This window comes from Pseudomonas sp. PICF141, from assembly GCF_002286815.1.
Classification (GTDB): domain Bacteria; phylum Pseudomonadota; class Gammaproteobacteria; order Pseudomonadales; family Pseudomonadaceae; genus Aquipseudomonas.
On the sequence record NZ_MUNM01000043.1, the window covers coordinates 18,368 to 39,841 of the forward strand.

The 21,474-nt window shown below is 59.2% G+C and carries 20 protein-coding genes; 12 read left to right on the forward strand and 8 right to left on the reverse strand.

Annotated elements, in window-relative coordinates; all coding sequences use genetic code 11:
- Window positions 1–39 precede the first annotated feature (39 nt).
- A complete protein-coding gene (locus BZL43_RS11130; RefSeq protein ID WP_095632357.1) occupies window positions 40–921 on the reverse strand; it encodes an acyl-CoA dehydrogenase family protein in 882 nt (293 codons plus the stop codon).
- A gap of 154 nt (window positions 922–1,075) precedes the next feature.
- On the opposite strand from BZL43_RS11130, the gene olsB reads away from it, so the two are divergent.
- Together olsB and BZL43_RS11140 are read left to right on the forward strand one after the other, a co-directional pair.
- A complete protein-coding gene (gene olsB, locus BZL43_RS11135) occupies window positions 1,076–1,831 on the forward strand; it encodes an L-ornithine N(alpha)-acyltransferase (RefSeq protein ID WP_095632358.1) in 756 nt (251 codons plus the stop codon).
- A complete protein-coding gene (locus tag BZL43_RS11140; protein WP_095632359.1) occupies window positions 1,831–2,625 on the forward strand; it encodes a 1-acyl-sn-glycerol-3-phosphate acyltransferase in 795 nt (264 codons plus the stop codon). Before olsB ends, BZL43_RS11140 begins: the two co-directional genes overlap by 1 nt.
- A gap of 119 nt (window positions 2,626–2,744) precedes the next feature.
- On the opposite strand, the gene BZL43_RS11145 is transcribed toward BZL43_RS11140, so the two are convergent.
- The gene (locus tag BZL43_RS11145; protein ID WP_095632360.1) at window positions 2,745–3,314 is read right to left on the reverse strand and encodes an ACP phosphodiesterase; all 570 of its coding nucleotides are present in this window, start codon (window positions 3,312–3,314) and stop codon (window positions 2,745–2,747) included.
- 154 nt (window positions 3,315–3,468) lie between these two features.
- Here BZL43_RS11145 and BZL43_RS11150 point away from each other — a divergent pair, with 154 nt between their 5' ends.
- From BZL43_RS11150 to BZL43_RS11160, 3 genes are read left to right on the forward strand one after another with little or no spacing between them, the layout of a single operon-like run.
- Complete coding sequence (locus BZL43_RS11150) at window positions 3,469–3,789, forward strand: helix-turn-helix transcriptional regulator (RefSeq protein ID WP_030132713.1); 321 nt, start codon at window positions 3,469–3,471, stop codon at window positions 3,787–3,789.
- Between the two features lie 2 nt (window positions 3,790–3,791).
- On the forward strand, window positions 3,792–4,958 hold the full coding sequence (locus BZL43_RS11155) for an MFS transporter (protein ID WP_095632361.1): 1,167 nt from the start codon (window positions 3,792–3,794) through the stop codon (window positions 4,956–4,958).
- Between the two features lie 21 nt (window positions 4,959–4,979).
- On the forward strand, window positions 4,980–6,029 hold the full coding sequence (locus BZL43_RS11160) for an alkene reductase (protein WP_095632362.1): 1,050 nt from the start codon (window positions 4,980–4,982) through the stop codon (window positions 6,027–6,029).
- A gap of 97 nt (window positions 6,030–6,126) precedes the next feature.
- On the opposite strand, the gene BZL43_RS11165 is transcribed toward BZL43_RS11160, so the two are convergent.
- Window positions 6,127–7,011, reverse strand: a complete 885-nt coding sequence (locus BZL43_RS11165; protein WP_095632363.1) for a DMT family transporter — start codon at window positions 7,009–7,011, stop codon at window positions 6,127–6,129.
- A gap of 162 nt (window positions 7,012–7,173) precedes the next feature.
- Entirely contained in the window at window positions 7,174–7,806 is a 633-nt protein-coding gene (emhR, locus tag BZL43_RS11170; RefSeq protein WP_095632364.1) for an efflux system transcriptional repressor EmhR, read from the reverse strand.
- Window positions 7,807–8,045: 239 nt separating this feature from the next.
- Between emhR and emhA the strand changes: the two genes are divergently transcribed.
- From emhA to BZL43_RS11205, 7 genes are all read left to right on the forward strand, one after another.
- On the forward strand, window positions 8,046–9,203 hold the full coding sequence (gene emhA, locus BZL43_RS11175) for an efflux RND transporter periplasmic adaptor subunit EmhA (protein WP_095632365.1): 1,158 nt from the start codon (window positions 8,046–8,048) through the stop codon (window positions 9,201–9,203).
- A gap of 3 nt (window positions 9,204–9,206) precedes the next feature.
- Window positions 9,207–12,368 carry an efflux RND transporter permease subunit EmhB gene (emhB, locus tag BZL43_RS11180; protein ID WP_095632366.1) on the forward strand — a complete coding sequence of 1,054 codons (3,162 nt, stop codon included), beginning with the start codon at window positions 9,207–9,209 and terminating at the stop codon, window positions 12,366–12,368.
- Complete coding sequence (gene emhC / locus BZL43_RS11185) at window positions 12,368–13,828, forward strand: efflux RND transporter outer membrane subunit EmhC (protein WP_095632367.1); 1,461 nt, start codon at window positions 12,368–12,370, stop codon at window positions 13,826–13,828. The genes emhB and emhC overlap by 1 nt, the downstream gene beginning before the upstream one ends.
- A 380-nt stretch (window positions 13,829–14,208) precedes the next feature.
- Window positions 14,209–15,468: an OprD family porin gene (locus BZL43_RS11190; protein WP_095632368.1), complete on the forward strand. Its 1,260-nt coding sequence runs from the start codon at window positions 14,209–14,211 to the stop codon at window positions 15,466–15,468.
- A gap of 200 nt (window positions 15,469–15,668) precedes the next feature.
- Window positions 15,669–16,316: a hypothetical protein gene (locus BZL43_RS11195; RefSeq protein WP_095632369.1), complete on the forward strand. Its 648-nt coding sequence runs from the start codon at window positions 15,669–15,671 to the stop codon at window positions 16,314–16,316.
- A gap of 35 nt (window positions 16,317–16,351) precedes the next feature.
- Window positions 16,352–17,113, forward strand: a complete 762-nt coding sequence (locus BZL43_RS11200; RefSeq protein ID WP_095632370.1) for a DUF3050 domain-containing protein — start codon at window positions 16,352–16,354, stop codon at window positions 17,111–17,113.
- Window positions 17,114–17,162: 49 nt separating this feature from the next.
- Complete coding sequence (locus BZL43_RS11205) at window positions 17,163–17,981, forward strand: methyltransferase domain-containing protein (protein WP_095632371.1); 819 nt, start codon at window positions 17,163–17,165, stop codon at window positions 17,979–17,981.
- Between the two features lie 95 nt (window positions 17,982–18,076).
- Here BZL43_RS11205 and pcaC read toward each other — a convergent pair whose 3' ends face one another.
- From pcaC to pcaG, 4 genes are all read right to left on the reverse strand, one after another.
- Window positions 18,077–18,469 (reverse strand): 4-carboxymuconolactone decarboxylase, encoded by a 393-nt coding sequence (gene pcaC / locus BZL43_RS11210; RefSeq protein ID WP_017336845.1) that lies wholly within the window; start codon window positions 18,467–18,469, stop codon window positions 18,077–18,079.
- Window positions 18,470–18,479: 10 nt separating this feature from the next.
- Window positions 18,480–19,286, reverse strand: coding sequence for a 3-oxoadipate enol-lactonase (gene pcaD, locus BZL43_RS11215; RefSeq protein WP_095632372.1), 807 nt, complete (start codon window positions 19,284–19,286; stop codon window positions 18,480–18,482).
- A gap of 11 nt (window positions 19,287–19,297) precedes the next feature.
- Entirely contained in the window at window positions 19,298–20,662 is a 1,365-nt protein-coding gene (locus BZL43_RS11220) for a 3-carboxy-cis,cis-muconate cycloisomerase (RefSeq protein WP_095632373.1), read from the reverse strand.
- Between the two features lie 245 nt (window positions 20,663–20,907).
- Complete coding sequence (gene pcaG, locus BZL43_RS11225) at window positions 20,908–21,474, reverse strand: protocatechuate 3,4-dioxygenase subunit alpha (protein ID WP_095632374.1); 567 nt, start codon at window positions 21,472–21,474, stop codon at window positions 20,908–20,910.

Consider the following 21,474-nt stretch of genomic DNA (forward strand, 5'->3'; position numbering starts at 1 on the left):
TGTAGGAGCGAGGCTTGCCCGCGAAGGGTCCCTTCAGCCTTATAACAATCCCGCCAACGCCTTGGCCAACCGCTTGCCCCGCGCCCCTGCCGCCAAATCCATCACCGCCTGATCGCGCTGCCACATCTGCGCCCATTGTGGCGGGCCATCGGCCAGGGCCTGGTTCACTTCAGTCTTGAGCCCGTCGAACTGCGCAAACAACCCGCCCAGCAACACATGCCCCGCCGGATTGTTCGGCGCCTGGCGGCTGACCTCCGCGCACCCGGCCAGCAGCGCCAGCAAGCGCAGTTGCAAGGTTTGTGGCCAGTCGCTGTCCTGCCCGACGCCGAACAGCCACGCCGTCATGGCACTCAGCACATAGATGTCTTCCAGGGTGCGGAACGGTTTGACGTACGCATCCCAGCCATCGCCGGCGAGCAATTCACACAGCGCGTTATCGAGAAACAACCGGCCGTGACCTATGTCCGGCATCAATGGCATCGGCGCGAGTTTTTCCAGACGCACACCCGGTTCGCCGGGGTAAACCACCGCAAGGTTCAAGCGCGGCGTTTCGCCGGGTTCTTCACTGCGGGCGGCGACCAGCAACCAGTCGGCAGCATCGCCGGCGGTGACGAAATCCTTGCGCCCGCTCAGGCGCAGATCGCGCAGCCGGGTTTGCATGTCTGCCACTCGCAAGCTGCGCTGTTCAGTCGCGCACAACGCGCCGAGGCTCAGCGGCGCGCTCGGCCAGAGCATGCGCAACGCCGCCTGATAGCCCACCAGAAACGCCAGCCCTGGCGTCGCCATCAGCCGTCCACCGACCACCGCCAATTCGAACGGCGACACCGCGCCCAATTGTTGCAACAAGCTTGCAAAACCTTCCCCCAGATCAGGATTGACGGGCAGACGATCACGGCGTTTCAACAGGGTTTGCCAGGGCATAAGAGGCTCCTTGTGGGCTGTCATATAAGCATCACCAAAGCTTCATGGCGATGACACCGGGGCTACATAGCCTGACTTTGCACAACACGGCTGCATAAAGAAAGTCGATCGGCTGTAACCCAAGACGGGTGGCCAGCCCGTACGGAGACTCACAATGACTCAGATCGCCCGCATCAGCGACACCGGCAATGAACGCCGCCTGCAAGCCGAACGCCTGGTGGGCGCCGAGGCGTTGCAGGAAGCCCAGGCCTTGCGCTTCACCGTATTCAGCGGCGAATTCAACGCCAAGCTGAAAGGCGCGGAGCTGGGCCTGGACATGGACGACTATGATGTTCACTGCGCCCACATCGGCGTGCGTGACTTGAACACCGGGCGCCTGGTGGCGACCACCCGTTTGCTCGATCACACAGCGGCCAGCAGCCTGGGCAAGTTCTACAGCGAAGAAGAATTCCGCCTGCATGGTCTGGTTCATTTGAAAGGCCCGATCCTGGAAATCGGTCGCACTTGCGTTGACCCGGCCTACCGCAATGGCGGCACTATCGCCGTGCTCTGGGGTGAACTGGCCGACGTGCTGAACCAGGGCGGCTACAGCTATCTGATGGGGTGCGCGAGCATTCCGATGCAGGACGGCGGCATCCAGGCCCACGCGATCATGCAGCGCCTGCGCGAACGTTACCTGTGCACCGAATACTTGCGCGCCGAACCGAAGAAGCCACTGCCGACGCTGGATATTCCGTCCAACGTCATCGCCGAAATGCCGCCGCTGCTCAAGGCCTACATGCGCCTGGGCGCTAAAATCTGCGGCGAGCCGTGCTGGGACGAAGACTTCCAGGTGGCCGACGTGTTCATTCTGCTCAAGCGTGACGAGCTCTGCCCACGTTACGCCAAGCACTTCAAGGCGGCTGTGTAATGAGCCGCTTGCGGGTGTATGCGCGGATCGCGCGAGTGCTTTTGGTGGTGGCGCTGGGCTTGAGCATGGCCAGTGTGTTCGGGTTGTTCGAGCGACTGGGAATGGCCCATTCGATGGTTCGTCGCCAGCGCTGGTCGCGGTTTTTCATGGCGCGGCTGAGCAATGCCCTGCCCTTCCGCGTCACCGTCCATGGTGAATTACCACAGGCGCCGATGCTCTGGGTCAGTAATCACGTGTCCTGGACCGATATTCCATTGCTGGGCATGCTCACGCCATTGTCGTTCCTGTCCAAGGCCGAAGTGCGCACCTGGCCGGTGGCGGGCTGGTTGGCCGCCAAGGCTGGCAGCCTGTTCATTCGTCGTGGTTCAGGCGACAGTCAGTTGATCCGCAAACAGATGACCCGCCATCTGGAACAAGAGCACCCGCTGCTGATGTTTCCCGAAGGCACCACCACCGACGGCCGCTCGCTGCGTACGTTTCATGGTCGTTTGCTGTCCGCGGCGATCGATTCCGAAGTGGCGCTGCAACCGGTGGCGATTCGTTATCTGCGCAATGGCGAGCTCGATACCCTGGCACCGTTCATTGGCGACGATGATTTGCTCTCACACCTGATGCGCTTGTTCGCCAATGATCGGGGCGAGGTGGAGATTCACCTGCTCAAGCCGATCGAGTGCCAGAACCGGGAACGTGCGGCGCTGGCGTTCGAAGCGCAGCAGGTGGTGCAGAAGGCGTTGTTCGGTGAAGTCGCAAAACCTGCCGAGCCACGGCGTGCCGGCGAATTGATCGCTGCCTGAATCTGCTTCTGCAAATCTGCTTCTGCATCTGCTTCTGTAGGAGCGAGGCTTGCCCGCGAAGCTTTTGGCGCCCTCAAGGGCCTCTTCGCGGGCAAGCCTCGCTCCTACGGGGATGTGTGTTAGCGATTCTGCGCGAATGCCTGCAACTCGGGATAGAACAACCGGAAATCCTCGCTCAGCGGTTCATACAACCGTCGCAATTCCTGCATCGCGCCGGCCAGTTCCTCGGGCCGGGTCAACCTGCGCGAAATCCCTCGTAATACCTGCTCAAGCACTTCGAACTCCTGATATGAACCCAGCCAATCATTGGCCACCATGTGCGGCGCAATCTTCGCCAGGCGCTCCGGCAACTGCGATTCGGCGGACAACACCCGGTACACGTCGCAAGTGAATTGTGCGAGCGGACGGTCGGCATAGCGCATCCAGTCCCGCGCCAGGCAATGGTCGAAAAACACATCGAGCACGATGCCGGCGTACCGCCGGCGAGTGATGGAAAACCGTGACAGGGCGATGTCCACCTGCGGATGGCGATCGGTAAACACGTCGATGCTGCGATGCAACTGAATGGCCGCTTCGATCTCCGGATCGAACTGCCCTTGCAGCCGCCCTTTGACGAAATCGCCATACAGACTGCCGAGCAGTTGACCGGGGCGCTGGCCACCGAGGTGCAGATGTGCGAGATAGTTCATGCGCGCAGCTTAGCACTGCGTCATCCATATCGTTATAACCCGATATACCGATTCATGCGGTCATCAGACCAAAATCATATTGGTATATCGCGAAGTACCGATTTAAAGTTCGCCTCATCGCGATATAGCGTTTTACTCATCACGAGCCCACACCATGACCATCGACCTCGACGAAATAATAAAAGCGCTGGCACACCCAGTACGCCGAGACATCCTCATCTGGCTGAAAGACCCCAAGGTCCAGTTCCCGGAACAGCTCCACAACCATGAGTACGGCATCTGCGCCGGACAGATCGATCAACGCTGCGGCCTGTCGCAGTCGACCGTGTCCGCCCATTTGGCAACTTTGCAACGGGCCGGACTGATCAGCAGCCAGAAAGCCGGTCAATGGCACTTTTTCAAACGCAACGAGGACGTGATTCAGGCGTTCCTCGACGCCATCGTCAAGGAGCTCAGCGCTCCGACAAGGAACTGACAATGCCCCTCTCGCTACTCATTCTGGCCTTGAGCGCCTTCGCCATTGGCACCACCGAGTTCGTCATCATGGGCCTGCTACCCGAGGTGGCGGCCGACCTTGGAGTGTCGATCCCCGGCGCAGGCTGGCTGGTGACCGGTTACGCCCTGGGCGTGGCTATTGGTGCACCGTTCATGGCACTGGCCACCGCCAGACTGCCGCGCAAGGCCGCTTTGGTAGCGTTGATGGGAGTTTTCATCATCGGCAACCTGCTCTGTGCCCTGGCCAGTGACTACAACGTTTTGATGTTTGCCCGGGTGGTCACCGCGCTGTGCCACGGTGCTTTCTTCGGCATCGGTTCGGTGGTGGCGGCTGGTCTGGTGCCAGCAAACAAACGTGCATCGGCCGTGGCCCTGATGTTCACCGGCCTGACCCTGGCCAACGTGCTCGGCGTGCCGCTGGGCACCGCGCTCGGTCAGGAAGCCGGCTGGCGCTCGACCTTCTGGGCGGTGACCGTGATCGGCGTGATTGCACTGATCGGCCTGATCCGCTTCCTGCCGGCCAAGCGCGATGAAGAAAAACTCGACATGCGCGCCGAGCTGCGCGCCCTTAAAGGCGCCGGCATTTGGTTGTCGTTGAGCATGACGGCATTGTTCGCTGCCTCGGTCTTCACTTTGTTCACTTATGTGGCCCCGCTGTTGGGCGAGGTCACTGGGGTTTCGCCCCGCGGCGTGACCTGGACCTTGATGCTCATCGGTCTGGGCCTGACGGTCGGCAACATCATCGGCGGCAAGCTGGCAGACAAAAGCCTGGCCGCGACGCTGATCGGGGTGTTCGTCGCCATGGCGGTGGTGTCCACCGTGCTGACCTGGACCAGCATTGCCGTGATCCCGACCGAAATCACCCTGTTCCTCTGGGCCACCGCATGCTTTGCCGCCGTACCCGCGCTGCAAGTGAATGTTGTGACCTACGGCAAGGCGGCACCAAACCTGGTATCGACCCTCAACATCGGCGCTTTCAATGTCGGCAACGCACTCGGCGCCTGGGTCGGCGGCAGCGTCATCGCCCATGGCTTCGGCCTCACCAGCGTACCGCTCGCGGCAGCGGCACTGGCGGTACTCGCCCTGCTGGTGACCCTGATCACTTTCCGTCAGGGCGGCAATGCCGAACTGGCCCCCGCTACTAACTGATCGCTAAAAGAGAGCTATTTCATGACGACTATTTTCGATCCGATCAAACTGGGTGACCTCGAGCTGGCCAACCGCATCATCATGGCGCCACTGACCCGTTGCCGCGCCGATGAAGGCCGTGTGCCAAACGCGCTGATGGCCGAGTACTACGTACAGCGCGCCTCGGCCGGCCTGATCCTCAGCGAAGCGACTTCGGTGACGCCAATCGGCGTGGGCTACCCGGATACCCCCGGGATCTGGTCCAACGACCAGGTGCGCGGCTGGAGTAACGTGACCAAAGCCATCCACGGCGCGGGCGGCAAAATCTTCCTGCAACTGTGGCACGTGGGCCGGATTTCCCATCCCTTGTACCTGAACGGCGAAGCACCGGTCGCGCCGAGTGCCATCCAGCCTAAAGGTCATGTCAGCCTGGTGCGCCCATTGGCCGACTTCCCGACCCCGCGCGCCCTGGAAACCGCAGAAATCGCCGACATCATCGACGCTTACCGCGTCGGTGCCGAAAACGCCAAGGCTGCCGGTTTCGACGGTGTGGAAATCCACAGCGCCAACGGTTACCTGCTCGACCAGTTTCTGCAAAGCAGCACCAACCAGCGCACCGACAACTATGGCGGCTCCCTGGAAAACCGTGCGCGCCTGTTGCTGGAAGTCACCGATGCCGCCATCGAAATCTGGGGCGCGGGCCGCGTGGGTGTGCATCTGTCACCACGTGCCGATCTGCATGACATGGGCGACGACAACCTGTCCGAGACCTTCACTTACGTCGCTCGTGAACTGGGCAAACGCGGCATCGCCTTTATTTGCTCGCGCGAGAAAGAAGCCGGCGACAGCCTCGGCCCACAATTGAAAGAAGCCTTCGGTGGCCCATACATCGCCAACGAACGCTTTACCAAGGACAGCGCCAACGAGTGGCTGGCCAGCGGCAAGGCTGACGCAGTGGCATTCGGGGTACCGTTTATTGCCAACCCGGACTTGCCGGCGCGTTTGAAGGCCGATGCGCCGTTGAACGAGGCGCGTCCGGAACTGTTCTATGCGAAGGGGCCGGTGGGTTACATCGATTACCCGACGCTGTAAACATCTGCCGTTGAAATGCAAAAGCCCCGACTCGAAAGAGCCGGGGCTTTTGCGTTGGAAGATCAAAAGATCGCAGCCTTCGGCAGCTCAGATCTTGTCAGCGCTTGCGCTGTCCCCACGCGACCACAAGACCACTGAGGCAAATCACCGTGATACCGATCACGCCGAAGCTGTCCGGGGTATGGTCGAAGATCAAATACCCATACATCCCCGCAAACAGGATCTGCCCATAACTGAACGGTGCCAGCATCGCCGGCGCCGCATGGCGGAAGGCCTGGGTCAACAACATGTGACCGAGCATGCCGCAAGTGCCCAGCCCGATCATGAACAGGCCGTGCAGCCACGTTGGCGTGCTCCAGAAAAACGGCACCAACGCAGTCATCACCAGGCTGTTGAGAATACCGGTCAGAAAATTACTGGTGGTCGGGCTGTCGATACCGCTGAGCAGGCGGGTGACCAATTGATAGAAGCCAAAACACAACGCCGAACACAGCGGCAGCAGAATCGCCGGGGTAAACAGCGCACCACCAGGCCGTACGACGATCAGCACGCCAACAAACCCACCCAGCACCGCCAGCCATTGGTTACGCGTCACCCGCTCATGCAGCAACGGCACCGACAGCGCCGTCACTAATAATGGCGCAAGGAAGTTAACGGCCGTGGCTTCGGCCAAGGGGATGTATCGCAGACCGGTGGTGAAAAACAGGCTGGTGCCAATCAGGCACAGGGCCCGCAGCAATTGCAAACCGGGCCGTTTGGTGCGCACCACCGCTGAAAAACCAGTGCGTGGCACGAAAATCATCAGCATCAACACGGTGTGCACCACGTAGCGTGCCCATACCACCATCACGATCGGATAAAACCCGGACAGGTATTTGGACAACGTATCGTGACTGGCGAATAACAACACCGCCAGGCAAATCAGTGCGATGCCCTTGATTGGCTGCTCGGCGCCTTTGTACCCGGGGTTGTTAACACTCATTCACACACTCGACACAAAACTCCTACAAAATACGTAGCTCGCTACCTATCAACTCGGCGAACGTCCCTATATAAAAGCACCCCATTACAAAAAGGCGAATGAAGCGAAGACATCTCCTCGCTTCAAACCTTGACACAACCGGATCCAATTACGCATTTTGTTTCATTTGCGCAGGCTGGGACTCAAGCGCAGCATATCCAACCCTGTATCGGCGCAGCGCTCGGCTTCGGTGTGCAGTTGAAAACTGTCGGGAGCCAATAGCCACTGATACAGAATGCCATCGATGTACGCATGCAGGCTGATGGCCGCGCGGGCCGTGTCGAGGTCTTTCGGCAACTGCCCGCGATTCACCGCATTACTCAGGGCCAGTGCGATTCGCACATTGCAATCGAGACTGACCGTCCGGCGCTGCTGGCGCAGGTCGCACATTTCATCGGTGAATTCGCACTTATGGAACAGAATCTCATTGATGCGTCGGGTTTTCGGGTCCAGGGCAACTTGATGAAACAGATGAATCAACAGCTTGCGCATACAGCCCAGCGGATCGAGTTCATCTTCGCTTTCACTGGCCTTGGCCATTTCATCCAGCGGCTCATGCAAGGTATCGAGCATCGCCTGCAGCAGATCCGCCTTGTTGCTGAAATGCCAGTAGATGGCCCCACGAGTCACACCGGCCAGGTTAGCGATATCGGCCAGTGTCGTGCGGGCCACGCCCCGCTCGAAAAAGGCTTTTTCTGCCGCTTCGAGTATCTGGCTTCGGGTTTCTTGAGCTTCCTCTTTGGTACGACGGACCATGGCAGTAAAACCTCAATCAAGGGAGCTTCAGCGAAATCGGAATATCAGCTGAAGGAAAGTGGGGTGAGCGCTCGCGAACCTTTGGATGGCTTTTGTAACCGTGTGGATACATCGCCAAAGCCTTTACAAACAACCATGAACGTAAGTATATTACTTAGCAAGCTACTTATCTACCCGGCTAAATTTTTTTAACCTTCCACCTTTCTTGTGCGCAATTGCGCGCCTGACCGAGGATCTTCATGCAATTCAAGCCAGCTGTTACCGCTCTGGTTACTGCCGTCGCCCTGGCATCGCTGCTCAGCGGATGTAAAAAGGAAGAGGCGGCACCTGCCGCACCAGCACCTCAGGTCGGCGTCGTAACCCTGCAACCTCAAGCCTTCACCCTGACATCCGAACTTCCGGGGCGCACCAGTGCGTTCCGCATCGCCGAAGTTCGCCCACAGGTCAACGGCATCATTCTCAAGCGACTGTTCAAGGAAGGCGGCGACGTCAAGGCCGGTCAGCAGCTTTATCAGATCGACCCCTCGGTCTATGACGCGACCCTCAAAAGCGCCGAAGCCAACCTGCGTTCGACCAAATCGATCGCCGACCGCTACAAGCAACTGGTGGACGAACAGGCTGTCAGCCGCCAGGAATACGACACCGCGCTGGCCAACCGCCTGCAATCGGAAGCGTCCCTGCAAAGCGCCCAGATCAATGTGCGCTACACCAAGGTTTACGCACCGATCTCCGGTCGCATCGGCCGTTCGTCGGTGACTGAAGGCGCATTGGTCAGCAATGGCCAAACCGACGCCATGGCCGTTATCCAGCAACTGGACCCGATCTATGTCGACGTCACCCAGTCTTCGGTGGAGCTGCTTGAGCTGCGCCGCGAACTGGAAAGCGGTCGTCTGCAAAAGGCTGGCGACAATGCCGCCGCGGTCAAACTGACGCTCGAAGATGGCAGCCAGTACCAGCTGGACGGCAAGCTCGAGTTCTCCGAGGTTTCGGTTGACCAGACCACCGGCTCCGTAACCCTGCGTGCCGTGTTCCCGAACCCTGATCACACCCTGCTGCCAGGCATGTTCGTTCACGCGAAGTTGCAGGCCGGTGTGGACAGCGCGGCGATTCTGGCCCCGCAACAAGGCGTGACCCGCGACCTCAAAGGCTCTCCGACCGCGCTGGTCGTCGGTCCGGACAACAAGGTCGAACTGCGTCAGCTCAAGGCCAGCCGCACCGTCGGTAACCAATGGCTGATTGAAGACGGGCTGAAGGCAGGCGATCGCGTGATCACCGAAGGGCTGCAATTCGTCAAACCTGGCGTTGAAGTCAAAGTCACTGAAGCCACCAACGTTGGCGCCAAGAGCCCGGCCCCCGTACAGGCAGCTAACACAGCTGTCGGCGGCAAAGGGGAGTAAACCATGTCGAAATTTTTTATCGACCGCCCGATTTTCGCCTGGGTGATTGCCCTGGTGATCATGCTGGTCGGGGCTCTATCGATCCTCAAACTGCCGATCAACCAATACCCGAGCATTGCCCCTCCAGCCATTGCGATTTCCGTGACCTACCCGGGCGCGTCTGCACAAACCGTGCAGGACACCGTGGTGCAGGTGATCGAGCAACAGCTCAACGGTATCGATAACCTGCGTTATGTCTCCTCGGAAAGTAACTCCGACGGCAACATGACCATTACCGCGACCTTCGAGCAGGGCACCAACTCCGATACCGCGCAGGTTCAGGTCCAGAACAAGCTGAACCTGGCCACCCCGCTGCTGCCACAAGAAGTGCAGCAACAGGGCATCCGCGTGACCAAGTCGGTGAAAAACTTCCTGTTGGTCATCGGCGTGGTGTCGCGCGACGGCAGCATGACCAAGGACGACCTGTCCAACTACATCGTGTCGAACATGCAGGACCCGATTTCGCGCACGGCCGGTGTCGGTGACTTCCAGGTCTTCGGTGCCCAGTACGCGATGCGGATCTGGCTGGACCCGGCCAAGTTGAACAACTTCAACCTGACTCCGGTAGACGTGAAAACCGCCATCGCAGCGCAGAACGTCCAAGTCTCGTCCGGTCAACTCGGCGGCTTGCCAGCCCTGCCCGGCCAGCAACTGAACGCGACGATCATCGGCAAGACCCGTCTGCAGACCGCCGAGCAGTTCAAGGCGATTCTGTTGAAGGTCAACAAGGACGGCTCGCAAGTACGTGTCGGCGACGTTGCGGAAGTCGGTCTGGGTGGCGAAAACTACTCGGTCAGCGCCCAGTTCAACGGCGCCCCGGCTTCCGGTCTGGCGGTGAAACTGGCCAACGGCGCCAACGCCCTCGACACCGCAAAAGCCCTGCGCAATACCATCGACACCCTCAAGCCGTTCTTCCCGGAAGGGATGGAAGTGGTGTTCCCGTACGACACCACCCCGGTGGTGACCGAGTCGATCAAGGGTGTGGTTGAAACCCTGGTCGAAGCGATCGTGCTGGTGTTCCTGGTGATGTTCCTGTTCCTGCAAAACTTCCGCGCCACCGTCATCACCACGATGACCGTGCCGGTGGTATTGCTGGGTACGTTCGGGATCCTCGCGGCGTTCGGCTTCAGCATCAACACCCTGACCATGTTCGGTATGGTGTTGGCCATTGGCTTGCTGGTGGACGATGCCATCGTCGTGGTGGAAAACGTCGAACGGGTCATGAGCGAAGAAGGCCTGTCACCCAAGGAGGCCACCAAGAAATCCATGGGGCAGATCCAGGGTGCCCTGGTCGGTATCGCCCTGGTGCTGTCGGCGGTACTGCTGCCGATGGCGTTCTTCAGTGGTTCTACCGGTGTGATCTACAAGCAGTTCTCGATCACTATCGTTTCGGCCATGGCCTTGTCGGTACTGGTGGCGTTGATCTTCACCCCGGCGCTTTGCGCAACCATGCTCAAGGCGATACCGAAAGGTGAGCACGGCACGCCGAAACGCGGCTTCTTCGGCTGGTTCAACCGCAGCTTCGACCGTGGCGTCAAAAGCTACGAGCGCAGCGTGGGCAATATACTCACGCACAAGGCTCCCTACCTGCTGGCGTACCTGATCATTGTGGTCGGCATGATCTGGCTGTTCACCCGTATTCCAACGGCGTTCCTGCCCGAAGAAGACCAGGGCGTACTGTTTGCACAAGTGCAAACCCCGGCCGGTTCCAGCTCCCAGCGCACGCAAGTGGTCGTGGACGAAATGCGCGAATTCCTGCTGCGTCCAAGCTCGGAGGGCGGTGAAGGCGATGCCGTGGCCTCGGTGTTTACCGTGACCGGCTTCAACTTCGCCGGCCGAGGCCAGAGTTCGGGCATGGCGTTCATCATGCTCAAGCCATGGGAAGAACGTAACGCCGACAACAGCGTGTTCAAACTCGCGGCCCGTGCCCAGCAGCACTTCTTTACCTTCCGTGATGCGATGGTATTTGCCTTCGCGCCACCGGCGGTACTGGAGCTGGGTAACGCCACCGGTTTCGACGTGTTCCTTCAGGACCGCGCCGGTATCGGTCACGAGAAACTGATGGAAGCCCGTAACCAGTTCCTCGGCATGGCAGCGCAAAGCAAAGTCCTGTCGCAGGTCCGTCCTAACGGCCTGAACGACGAGCCGCAATACCAGCTGGAAATCGACGATGAGAAAGCCAGCGCCCTGGGCGTGACCCTCACCGACATCAACAACACCCTGTCGATTGCCCTGGGCAGTAGCTATGTGAACGACTTCATCGACCGTGGTCGCGTGAAGAAGGTTTACATCCAGGGCTTGCCTGGTGCTCGCATGAGCCCCGAGGACCTGAAGAAGTGGTACGTGCGCAACAGCGCCGGCACCATGGTCCCGTTCTCGTCGTTCGCCAAGGGTGAGTGGATCTACGGTTCGCCGAAACTGGCCCGTTACAACGGCGTGGAAGCGATGGAAATCCTCGGTGCCCCGGCGCCAGGCTATTCCACTGGTGAAGCGATGGCCGAAGTCGAAGCCCTGGCCAGGAAACTGCCGGCCGGTGTCGGTATTTCCTGGACTGGCTTGTCGTACGAAGAGCGTCTGTCCGGTTCGCAAGCGCCCGCGTTGTACGCCTTGTCGTTGCTGATGGTATTCCTGTGTCTGGCGGCGCTGTATGAAAGCTGGTCGATCCCGATCGCGGTGATGCTGGTGGTACCGCTGGGGATTATCGGTGCGCTGATGGCCACCAGCATGCGTGGCCTGTCCAACGACGTGTACTTCCAGGTGGGGCTGTTGACCACGATCGGTCTGGCGGCGAAAAACGCCATTCTGATCGTCGAGTTCGCCAAGGAACTGCATGAGCAAGGACGCAGCCTGCGCGATGCTGCGATCGAAGCCTGCCGGATGCGACTGCGACCGATCATCATGACCTCGCTCGCGTTCGTGCTCGGTGTGGTTCCGCTGGCCATTTCCACGGGCGCCGGCTCGGGTAGCCAGCATGCGATCGGTACCGGTGTGATTGGCGGTATGATCACAGCCACTGTGCTGGCGATCTTCTGGGTCCCCTTGTTCTTCGTCACCGTGTCGTCCATGGGCCAGCGCAAAGTCGCCGACCAGGATGACGCCATTGAACCATCTAAAGAGGCTGGCTAATGAGCAAGTCGCTACTCTCCATCGCAGTCGCGGCCTTCGTGCTGAGCGGCTGCTCGCTGATACCCGATTATCAGCAGCCTGAAGCTCCGGTGGCGGGCCAATACCCGCAAGGCCCGGCGTATTCGCCGGCCCAGGCGCCTAACCAGGCCGCTGCCGAACAAGGCTGGAAGCAGTTTTTCCACGACCCGGCGCTGCAACAGCTGATTCAGACCGCACTGGAGAACAACCGCGACCTGCGTGTCGCGGCGCTGAACATCGACGCTTATGCGGCTCAATACCGCATTCAGCGTGCCGATCTGTACCCGGCCGTTTCGGCCACCGGTAGCGGCAGCCGTCAGCGAGTTCCGGAGCGGGCCTCGCAAACCGGCGAAGCGAACATCAGCAGTTCCTATTCTGCCACCGTCGGCATCAGCGCCTATGAACTCGACCTGTTCGGTCGAGTGCGTAGCCTGAGCGAAGAAGCCTTGCAGAAATACTTCGCCACTGAAGAAGCACGCCGCAGCACGCAAATCAGCCTGGTGGCCAGTGTGGCCAATGCCTACCTGACCTGGCAGGCTGACAAAGAGCTGTTGAAACTGACCCAGGAAACCCTCAGCGCCTACGAGGAGAGTTACAAGCTCACCTCGCGCAGCAACGAAGTAGGTGTCGCCTCGGCGCTGGATCTGGCCCAGTCGCGTACCTCGGTGGAGAACGCCCGCGCGCAACTGGCCAAATACACCCGTCAGGTCGCCCAGGATGAAAACAGCCTGGTGCTGCTGCTCGGCACCGGTATCCCGGCCAATCTGCAAGCGGCCAAGCCACTGTCGGACGACGTGCTGAGCGAAGTGCCGGCCGGCCTGCCGTCGGACTTGCTGCAACGTCGTCCGGACATCCTTCAGGCCGAGTACAACCTCAAGGCTGCCAACGCCAATATCGGCGCGGCACGGGCTGCGTTCTTCCCGAGCATCAGCCTGACCGCCAATGCCGGCTCCCTGAGCCCGGACCTGTCCGGTCTGTTCAAGGGTGGTTCGGGCACCTGGTTGTTCCAGCCGCAAATCAACCTGCCGATCTTCAATGCCGGCAGCCTGCGCGCCAGCCTGGATTACTCCAAAATCCAGAAAGACATCGGCGTGGCCAACTACGAGAAATCCATTCAGACGGCCTTCCAGGAAGTCGCCGACGGCCTGGCCGCTCGCCAGACCTACACCGAGCAGTTGCAGGCTCAGCGTGACTTCGTCAGCGCCAACCAGGACTACTACCGTCTGGCCGAGCGTCGCTACCGTATCGGTGTCGACAGCAACCTGACCTTCCTCGATGCCCAGCGCCAGCTGTTCAGTGCCCAACAAGCGCTGATCACCGACCGCCTGGCGCAGCTGACCAGCGCGGTCAATCTGTACAAGGCATTGGGTGGTGGCTGGAATGAACAGACGGCGAAGAACGAGCCATTGAAAGAAGAAGCGCCGAAGATGAAGTTGTTCTGATAGCGCGGTAAAAACACGAAGCCCACCGATTGGTGGGCTTTTTGTTGGCGGCGGGAAAAGCCAGATCAAAAGATCGCAGCCTTCGGCAGCTCCTACGAAGGTGCGATTTTATGTAGGAGCTGCCGAAGGCTGCGATCTTTTGATCTTTTGCCGTTCGATAATCGCCCAAAACCCGCCCTCGCCGATTGAACCGTTCAGTTCCTTTCCCTCACCATCTGTCGCACAAAACCAATAACAACAGGTTCGACACCATGTCCCCGCGCCCTGCCCTGTCCGGCTGACTTCGCCCCCGTTTTTCTGAATTCGACATCTTATGTCTGCAACCCGAACGTTGCGGCACCGCCCCGTCTCATCCCCAAGAATTAGAGAGACCCCAGCCCATGACCCCTTTCACCGCGCAGTATTTCGTTCCCAGCCTGATCGCCATCGCATTGGCCACTGCGGCTCTGCCCGCCATGGCCGAGGAAGCCGGTTTTGTCGAAGGTGCCAAGGTCAACCTGAACCTGCGTAATTTCTACATCAACCGTAATTTCACCAACCCGACCAAAAGCCAGGGCAAGGCTGAAGAGTGGACGCAAAGCTTCATCCTCGATGCCAAATCCGGGTTCACCCAAGGCACCGTCGGATTTGGCATGGACGTGTTGGGTTTGTATTCGGTGAAGCTCGACGGCGGCAAAGGCACCGGTGGTACGCAGTTGTTGCCGCTGGACCACGATGGTCGCCCGGCAGACAATTTCGGTCGAACCAACGTGGCGTTCAAGGCCAGGCTGTCGCACACCGAAGCGAAGGTCGGCGAATGGATGCCGGTGCTGCCGATCCTGCGTTCGGACGATGGTCGCTCGCTGCCGCAAACGTTCCGGGGTGGCCAGATCACCTCGAAGGAAATCGACGGCCTGACCCTTTACGGCGGCCAGTTCCGCGCCAACAGCCCGCGCGATGACAGCAGCATGAATGACATGTCAATGAGCGGTAAAACGGCGTTCACCTCAGACCGCTTCAACTTTCAGGGTGGGGAATATGCCTTCAATGGCACACGCACCCAGATCGGCGTGTGGAACGCTGAACTCAAGGACATCTACAGCCAGCAATACGTCAACCTGACCCATACCCAACCGCTGGGCGACTGGACATTTGGCGCCAATCTGGGGTTTTTCTACGGCAAGGATGACGGCAGCGCCCGGGCCGGCGAGCTGGACAACAAGACCTGGTCGGGCCTGTTCTCGGCCAAATATGGCGGCAACACGTTCTACGTCGGCTTGCAAAAACTGACCGGTGACAGCGCCTGGATGCGTGTCAACGGCACCAGCGGCGGCACGCTGGCCAACGACAGCTATAACGCCAGTTACGACAACGCGAAGGAAAAATCCTGGCAATTGCGCCACGACTACAACTTCGCCGCCCTCGGCGTGCCGGGCCTGACGTTGATGAACCGCTACATCAGCGGCGACAACGTACACACCGCAACCACCAGCGATGGCAAGGAATGGGGCCGCGAAAGCGAACTGGCCTATACCGTGCAGAGCGGCACCCTCAAAAACCTCAATCTCAAATGGCGCAATTCAACCATCCGTCGCGACTTCAGCAACAACGAATTCGACGAGAACCGGTTGATTGTCAGCTACCCGATCAATTTGTTGTGAGGCGTTCATCAGGTTCCTCCTGAATCAGCGAAATAAGCCGCAAGGAAGCGGTTGCCGAGTCGTTATAACAAAATGAAAGTCATTTTATTATCAAAGCAACTTAACGCCTGTTAGTTCTGCCAGTAGACGCCTGCGCCTTGGACTTCTAGAGTCTGACCTTCGAAGTATCCAACGGCTTTTAACCATGGAAGGTAGACACTATGAACTGGTGGCAGATCGATTTATTGATTATGGCTTCTTATGGATTAGTCCATTCTTGCCTGACCACAAAACCGGCAATGAATCTATATGAAAAAATATTTCCCGCCTGGAGCTGGAATATCGGCATGTGTGTATTTTCTGCGGCCACGCTGATTCTGGGCATTCTTTATTGGCAACCGTCCGGGCACTATATTTATGTATTGATACCGGGCAGCCCACTGTTTCATTTCGCCGCATTATCGATGGTCACGCTGTTGGGCCTGACCATTTACTGTTTCCGGTATACCTCGACATTTTGGCAATGGCTCGGCGCTCACCAGCTAATTGCCCGTCTTAGAGGAAGAAAATCTCCCGAGCCCTATCGGCTGCATATTCAAGGCATCAAACGTTACATCCGTTTTCCCCATCATACGTTCTTGATGTTCTTTTTCTGGGCCCACCCGATCATGACGTACGACACCCTGCTCTTTTCAGTCGGTGCGACGATCTATATGTACATAGGCACGTGGCACATGGACAAACGTCTTGAAGCAATATTTGGCGATGAATGGCGGATCTACAAGAAAGATACCGGCCTCATGCTGCCGTCACCCAAAGCATGGTCACGGCTCTTTACAGATATTCGCCAGCAACAAGACGCTATCTGAAAGTGGCTCAGATAATTTCATGCAGGGATGCAATCATGTTTGAAACAGAACTCGAACCCTATCAATACCGGCTGGCCCAACATCCACTGTATGCGGCCATTCGTTCAATCGAACACGTCAGGTTATTCATGAGTCGCCATGTCTTTGCAGTCTGGGACTTCATGAGCCTTGCCAAACGACTGCAACGTGACCTCACCTGCACGCAAATTCCATGGATGCCGGTACAGCATGCCGACTGCGCTCGTCTCATCAATGAAATCATTACTGGCGAAGAATCGGATATCGATCTGAATGGCCACCCAGCCAGTCATTTCCATTTGTACCTGGATGCAATGGCGGAAGTCAGTGCGCCCACCGAGCGAATCGAGATGTTCATGCATCAATTCGCCCACTCTTTTTCGCTACCGCAGGCCCTGACTCAGGCTCGTGTTCCGGCGTACGTCCAGACGTTTGTCAGACACACCCTTAAAACGGCCCGCAAGGCATCCACTGCAGAAGTGGCCAGCAGTTTTCTTTTTGGCCGCGAAGACCCGATACCCGACATGTTTCAGACATTGTTGAACAATTGGGGGATCACCCAAAGTCAGGCCCCCAAGTTTATTCATTACCTGAATCGACACATTGAAGTGGACAGCGGCGACCATGGCCCTGGGGCGCAAAAAATGCTGTCCCGATTGATCACGACGCCCGACCTGCGGGAAAAAGCGTTGAGCGCCGCCATCGAGGCTATCGAACACCGCATCAGGCTTTGGAACGGCATCTATCGCGACATAAAAAAGTCGGACAGAGGTGGGTAAGAATCCGCAGCGATAGTTGGTCAGCCTCATGGACACAGAGGACTTCCTCATGCTCACACGACGAGAGCCAATGGCTCCCGAGAATACCCATTGGGACGCCAAGGCCTACCAGCAATTCTTCCGCCTTCGACAACGCCCTGTTAATGAGTTACTCAACCGGGTTGAACTGAAAAAGCCCAAGTATATTTACGACTTGGGTTGCGGCACCGGTATCGCGACTCAACTGCTGGCAAAGCGTTGGCCCCGAGCCCGTTTGCAGGGCATCGACAGTTCCGGACAAATGCTGCAGGAAGCCCGGTGCCTGCCCATCAAGGCGCTGTGGAAGCAATGTGATCTGCTCGACTGGGCGCCGGAACACTCGGCCGATCTGCTGTTCGCCGCCGCCGTATTGCACTTCATCAGCGACCATGAACAACTGCTGCCGCGCCTTCTTCGCCTGCTCAACCCTGGCGGTTGTCTGGCGGCGCACATGCCCGACTGGCGAGATGCGCCGTGGTACCAATTGATGCTCGACACACTCCAAGATGCCGGTCCCGGCCACACCGCCTTGGGCACCGCGCAACTGCGTCAGGCCATGGCGGCGAGACCGTTGTTGTCGCTGGAAGGCTATTACCGTTTGCTGACGCCACTCACGCAAAAACTGGAGATCTGGGAGACCGAGGAATTACAGGTGGTCGAGGGACGTTCGCCAATCTACGATTGGGTCAAGGTTTCAGCCCTGCGACCGGTATTGATGGCGTTGAATGATGATGAAAAGGCACGCTTTCTGTACCACTACCTGATGCGCGTGCATGCGCATTACCCGCCGGAGAGCGACGGGCTTACGTTGTTTCCATTCAAGCGGATCTTTATCGTTGCGACGGTGTGATTGCACACAGGGCGTTGATCAAGATCGACCACCGCCATCGCGAGCCTGCTCGCGATGGCGGTTAACAGGGTGCAACCTGATGCAAGGGTGGACAGTTACTCCCGCGACTCAACCCCCAACTCATCCCACACCGATTCAGCCAGGTGGAAGGTCGCATTGGCCGCCGGGATGCCGCAGTAGATTGCGCTCTGCATGATCACTTCCTTGATCTCGCCACGGGTCACGCCGTTGTTGGCGGCGGCGCGCAGGTGCAGTTTGAGTTCCTCGTTGCGGTTCATGCCGATCAGCATGGCGAGGGTGATCAGGCTGCGGGTATGACGCGGCAGGCCGGGGCGGGTCCAGATGTCGCCCCAGGCGTGGCGGGTGATCATCTCCTGGAACTCCGAGTTGAACTCGGTCAGTGCATTCAGGCTGCGGTCGACATGGGCATCGCCCAGTACAGCGCGGCGAACGTTCAGGCCCTCGTCATAACGTTGTTTCTCGTCCACAACCATCCCCTTAATGAGCTGACAAAAACGCCAGTACCCGGTCGCTGAACGCAGCGCCAGCCTGGACGTTGGACAGGTGCGCGGCGTTGAATTCGGCGTACTCGGCACCCTGCACACGTTCCTGAATGAAATGCCCGCCGGACGGCGGCGTCACCGCGTCTTCAGTGCCGGCGATCACCAGCAGCGGCACCTTGATCGAAGACAACTGATCGCGCAAATCGGCATCACGTACCGCCGCGCAATTGGCCGCGTAACCTTCAGGCGACGTTGCCGCGAGCATGTCGGTAATCCGCTTCACCACCGCCGGATTGGCCTCGGCAAAATCCGCGGTGAACCACCGCGCAATCGACGCATCACGCAATGCGACCATGGCCGCTGCACCGTCACGCAACACGGTTTCGATCCGTGGATTCCACACCGACGGGTCGCCGATTTTCGCCGCGGTGTTGCACACGATCAGTTTGTTCAAACGCTGACCGGCATTGATCCCCAGCCATTGACCGATCAACCCGCCCATGGACAAACCACAGAAATGCGCGCGTTCGATGTGCAGCGCATCCAGCAGCGCCAACACGTCGCGGCCCAATTGCTCGATGCTGTACGGCCCCGGCGTCACCAATGATTGACCATGACCACGGGTGTCGAAACGCAGCACGCGAAAGTGTTCGCTGAACGCCGGGATCTGCGCATCCCACATGTGCAGGTCGGTGCCCAGTGAGTTGGACAGCACCAACACCGGCGCATCCGCCGGTCCATCGAGTTGCGGCCCTTGAATTTGGTAGTGCAGTTCGCCCTCGGCGAGTTGTACGAATGCCACGGCAGTCTCCTTCAAGCTATCAACGCAAAATGTTCAGCCGTCGCTCGCTCGACCCAGGTATGGGCCTGACCGAGGTAATGGGCGGGGTCCAGCAGATGATCGAGTTCGGCGTCCGACAGCTGCGCAGTCACTTGCGGTTCGTCGCCAAGTACCGCGCGCAGATGACGTTGCTCGGCCACTGCGCGCTTGCAGCATTGCTCCAGCAGATGGTGCGCAGTGTCGCGACCCACCCTTTGCGCCAGCACGATGCTCACGGCTTCGGCCAGCACCAGGCCCTGGGTCAGGTCGAGGTTGCGCGTCATGCGGTCGGCGTCCACTTCCAGTCCGTCGGCCACCAATAGCGCTTGCTGCAGGCTGCCTGACACCAAACAGCAGATCTCGGGCAGGGTTTCCCATTCGGCATGCCACAGCCCCAGGCTGCGTTCATGTTCCTGCGGCATCGCGCTGAACAACGTCGAAAGCAAGCCAGGCACCCGCGTCGCCGCGCCGATCAGCACCGCCGCGCCCACCGGGTTGCGCTTGTGCGGCATGGTCGAGGAACCGCCCTTGCCCGGTGCCGACGGTTCAAACACTTCGCCGGCCTCGGTCTGCATCAACAGGCTGATGTCACGACCGAGTTTGCCGAGGCTGCCGGCGATCAGTCCAAGCACCGCGCCAAACTCCACCAGACGATCACGCTGGGTGTGCCAGGGTTGATCCGGCACGGTCAGTTGCAGTTCTGCGGCCAAGGCTTGGGCAATTGGCATGGCCTGTTCGCCAAGGGCCGCGAGGGTGCCGGAGGCGCCGCCGAATTGCAGCACCAGCAAGCGCGGTTTGAGTTCCCGCAGACGCTGACGGCTGCGCGTCACCGCCCCCAGCCAACCGGCGATTTTCATGCCGAGGGTGACCGGCGTTGCGTGTTGCAGCCAAGTGCGTCCGGCCATGGGTGTGGCGACGTAACGCCTGGCCTGGGTCGCGAGGGTTTCCCCCAGTTGCGCCAGATCAGCTTCGATCAATTCCAGCGCGTGGCGCAGTTGCAGCACCAGGCCGGTGTCCATTACATCCTGGCTGGTCGCGCCCAGATGCACGTAACGCTCGGCTTCGGCATCGTTCTTCGCGATCTGCTTGCCCAACGCCTTGATCAGTGGAATCGCCGAATTGCCCGCCGTGGCAATCGCCTCACCCAGCGCGGCGAAGTCGTAATGCTCGGCCCGACATGCCGCGTCGATAGACGCAACAGCCGTCTGCGGAATCAGCCCAACCCGCGCTTCGGCCCGGGCCAGTGCCGCTTCGAAATCAAGCATGGCCTGAATCCGGCCCCGATCGCAGAACACTTCACGCATGTCGTGTGCCGTGAAGTAGGCATCGAACAATTGATTGCCCGGTCGCTGGTTCATAAACAGTCCTTGCAGGCGTGGGGCCGGTCAGGCCGACACGTAAAGATCAAAGGTCGTGGTGCAAATACTTCGCCGACACGTATCAGTGAACATTTCGAGTCCAGACAGGCATTGCAATATCCCGTTCCATGCTATCCCTGTGGGAGCGGGCTTGCCCGCGATGACTGATTCACATCCAACATTAATGTTGACTGACCCAACGCTATCGCGGGCAAGCCACGCTCCCACAGGTTTGCGGCTTTCACTCAATAATCGAAGAACACCGTCTCGGCATCCGTCCCCTGCAAAACCACATTCCACTGATAAACACCCGCAGCATCCCGCTTCGCCAGCAAGGTGCTGCGCCGCTCGGCTGGCACACATTCCAGTAACGGGTCCGCCACGTTGGCCGGTTCGCCATCAAAGTAAATCCGCGTCAGCAAATGCTTGACTAACCCGCGAGCAAACACCAGCACCACCAAATGCGGCGCCTGGGTCGTGCCTTTCAAGCCTTCCACAGTGCCCGGTTTGATCGTGGTAAAGCGGAAGCGCCCTTGCGCATCCACCGGCACCCGGCCAAACCCTTCGAAGTTCGGGTCCAGGGGTTTGTCCTGATCGTCTTCGGGGTGGTCGTACTTGCCGGCGGCATTGGCCTGCCAGACTTCGAGCATCGCATCGTTGACGAAGTCACCATTGCCATCGACGACTTGCCCGGTGATCGCCACGCGTTCGCCGAGTGTCTGCGCAATGGTCAGGTCTTCGCGGTTCAGCCAGGTCAGGCCAATGTGGTAATACGGCCCGACGGTGTGGGACGTGGTTGCGTTCAGCGTCAT

What these genes read in the sequence shown, in the direction of transcription:
- BZL43_RS11130 (WP_095632357.1), bottom strand. Translation starts at nt 921, where the DNA reads ATGCCCTGGCAAACCCTGTTGAAACGCCGTGATCGTCTGCCCGTCAAT.
- olsB (WP_095632358.1), top strand. Translation starts at nt 1,076, where the DNA reads ATGACTCAGATCGCCCGCATCAGCGACACCGGCAATGAACGCCGCCTG.
- BZL43_RS11140 (WP_095632359.1), top strand. Translation starts at nt 1,831, where the DNA reads ATGAGCCGCTTGCGGGTGTATGCGCGGATCGCGCGAGTGCTTTTGGTG.
- BZL43_RS11145 (WP_095632360.1), bottom strand. Translation starts at nt 3,314, where the DNA reads ATGAACTATCTCGCACATCTGCACCTCGGTGGCCAGCGCCCCGGTCAA.
- BZL43_RS11150 (WP_030132713.1), top strand. Translation starts at nt 3,469, where the DNA reads ATGACCATCGACCTCGACGAAATAATAAAAGCGCTGGCACACCCAGTA.
- BZL43_RS11155 (WP_095632361.1), top strand. Translation starts at nt 3,792, where the DNA reads ATGCCCCTCTCGCTACTCATTCTGGCCTTGAGCGCCTTCGCCATTGGC.
- BZL43_RS11160 (WP_095632362.1), top strand. Translation starts at nt 4,980, where the DNA reads ATGACGACTATTTTCGATCCGATCAAACTGGGTGACCTCGAGCTGGCC.
- BZL43_RS11165 (WP_095632363.1), bottom strand. Translation starts at nt 7,011, where the DNA reads ATGAGTGTTAACAACCCCGGGTACAAAGGCGCCGAGCAGCCAATCAAG.
- emhR (WP_095632364.1), bottom strand. Translation starts at nt 7,806, where the DNA reads ATGGTCCGTCGTACCAAAGAGGAAGCTCAAGAAACCCGAAGCCAGATA.
- emhA (WP_095632365.1), top strand. Translation starts at nt 8,046, where the DNA reads ATGCAATTCAAGCCAGCTGTTACCGCTCTGGTTACTGCCGTCGCCCTG.
- emhB (WP_095632366.1), top strand. Translation starts at nt 9,207, where the DNA reads ATGTCGAAATTTTTTATCGACCGCCCGATTTTCGCCTGGGTGATTGCC.
- emhC (WP_095632367.1), top strand. Translation starts at nt 12,368, where the DNA reads ATGAGCAAGTCGCTACTCTCCATCGCAGTCGCGGCCTTCGTGCTGAGC.
- BZL43_RS11190 (WP_095632368.1), top strand. Translation starts at nt 14,209, where the DNA reads ATGACCCCTTTCACCGCGCAGTATTTCGTTCCCAGCCTGATCGCCATC.
- BZL43_RS11195 (WP_095632369.1), top strand. Translation starts at nt 15,669, where the DNA reads ATGAACTGGTGGCAGATCGATTTATTGATTATGGCTTCTTATGGATTA.
- BZL43_RS11200 (WP_095632370.1), top strand. Translation starts at nt 16,352, where the DNA reads ATGTTTGAAACAGAACTCGAACCCTATCAATACCGGCTGGCCCAACAT.
- BZL43_RS11205 (WP_095632371.1), top strand. Translation starts at nt 17,163, where the DNA reads ATGCTCACACGACGAGAGCCAATGGCTCCCGAGAATACCCATTGGGAC.
- BZL43_RS11220 (WP_095632373.1), bottom strand. Translation starts at nt 20,662, where the DNA reads ATGAACCAGCGACCGGGCAATCAATTGTTCGATGCCTACTTCACGGCA.
- pcaG (WP_095632374.1), bottom strand. Translation starts at nt 21,474, where the DNA reads ATGACGCTGAACGCAACCACGTCCCACACCGTCGGGCCGTATTACCAC.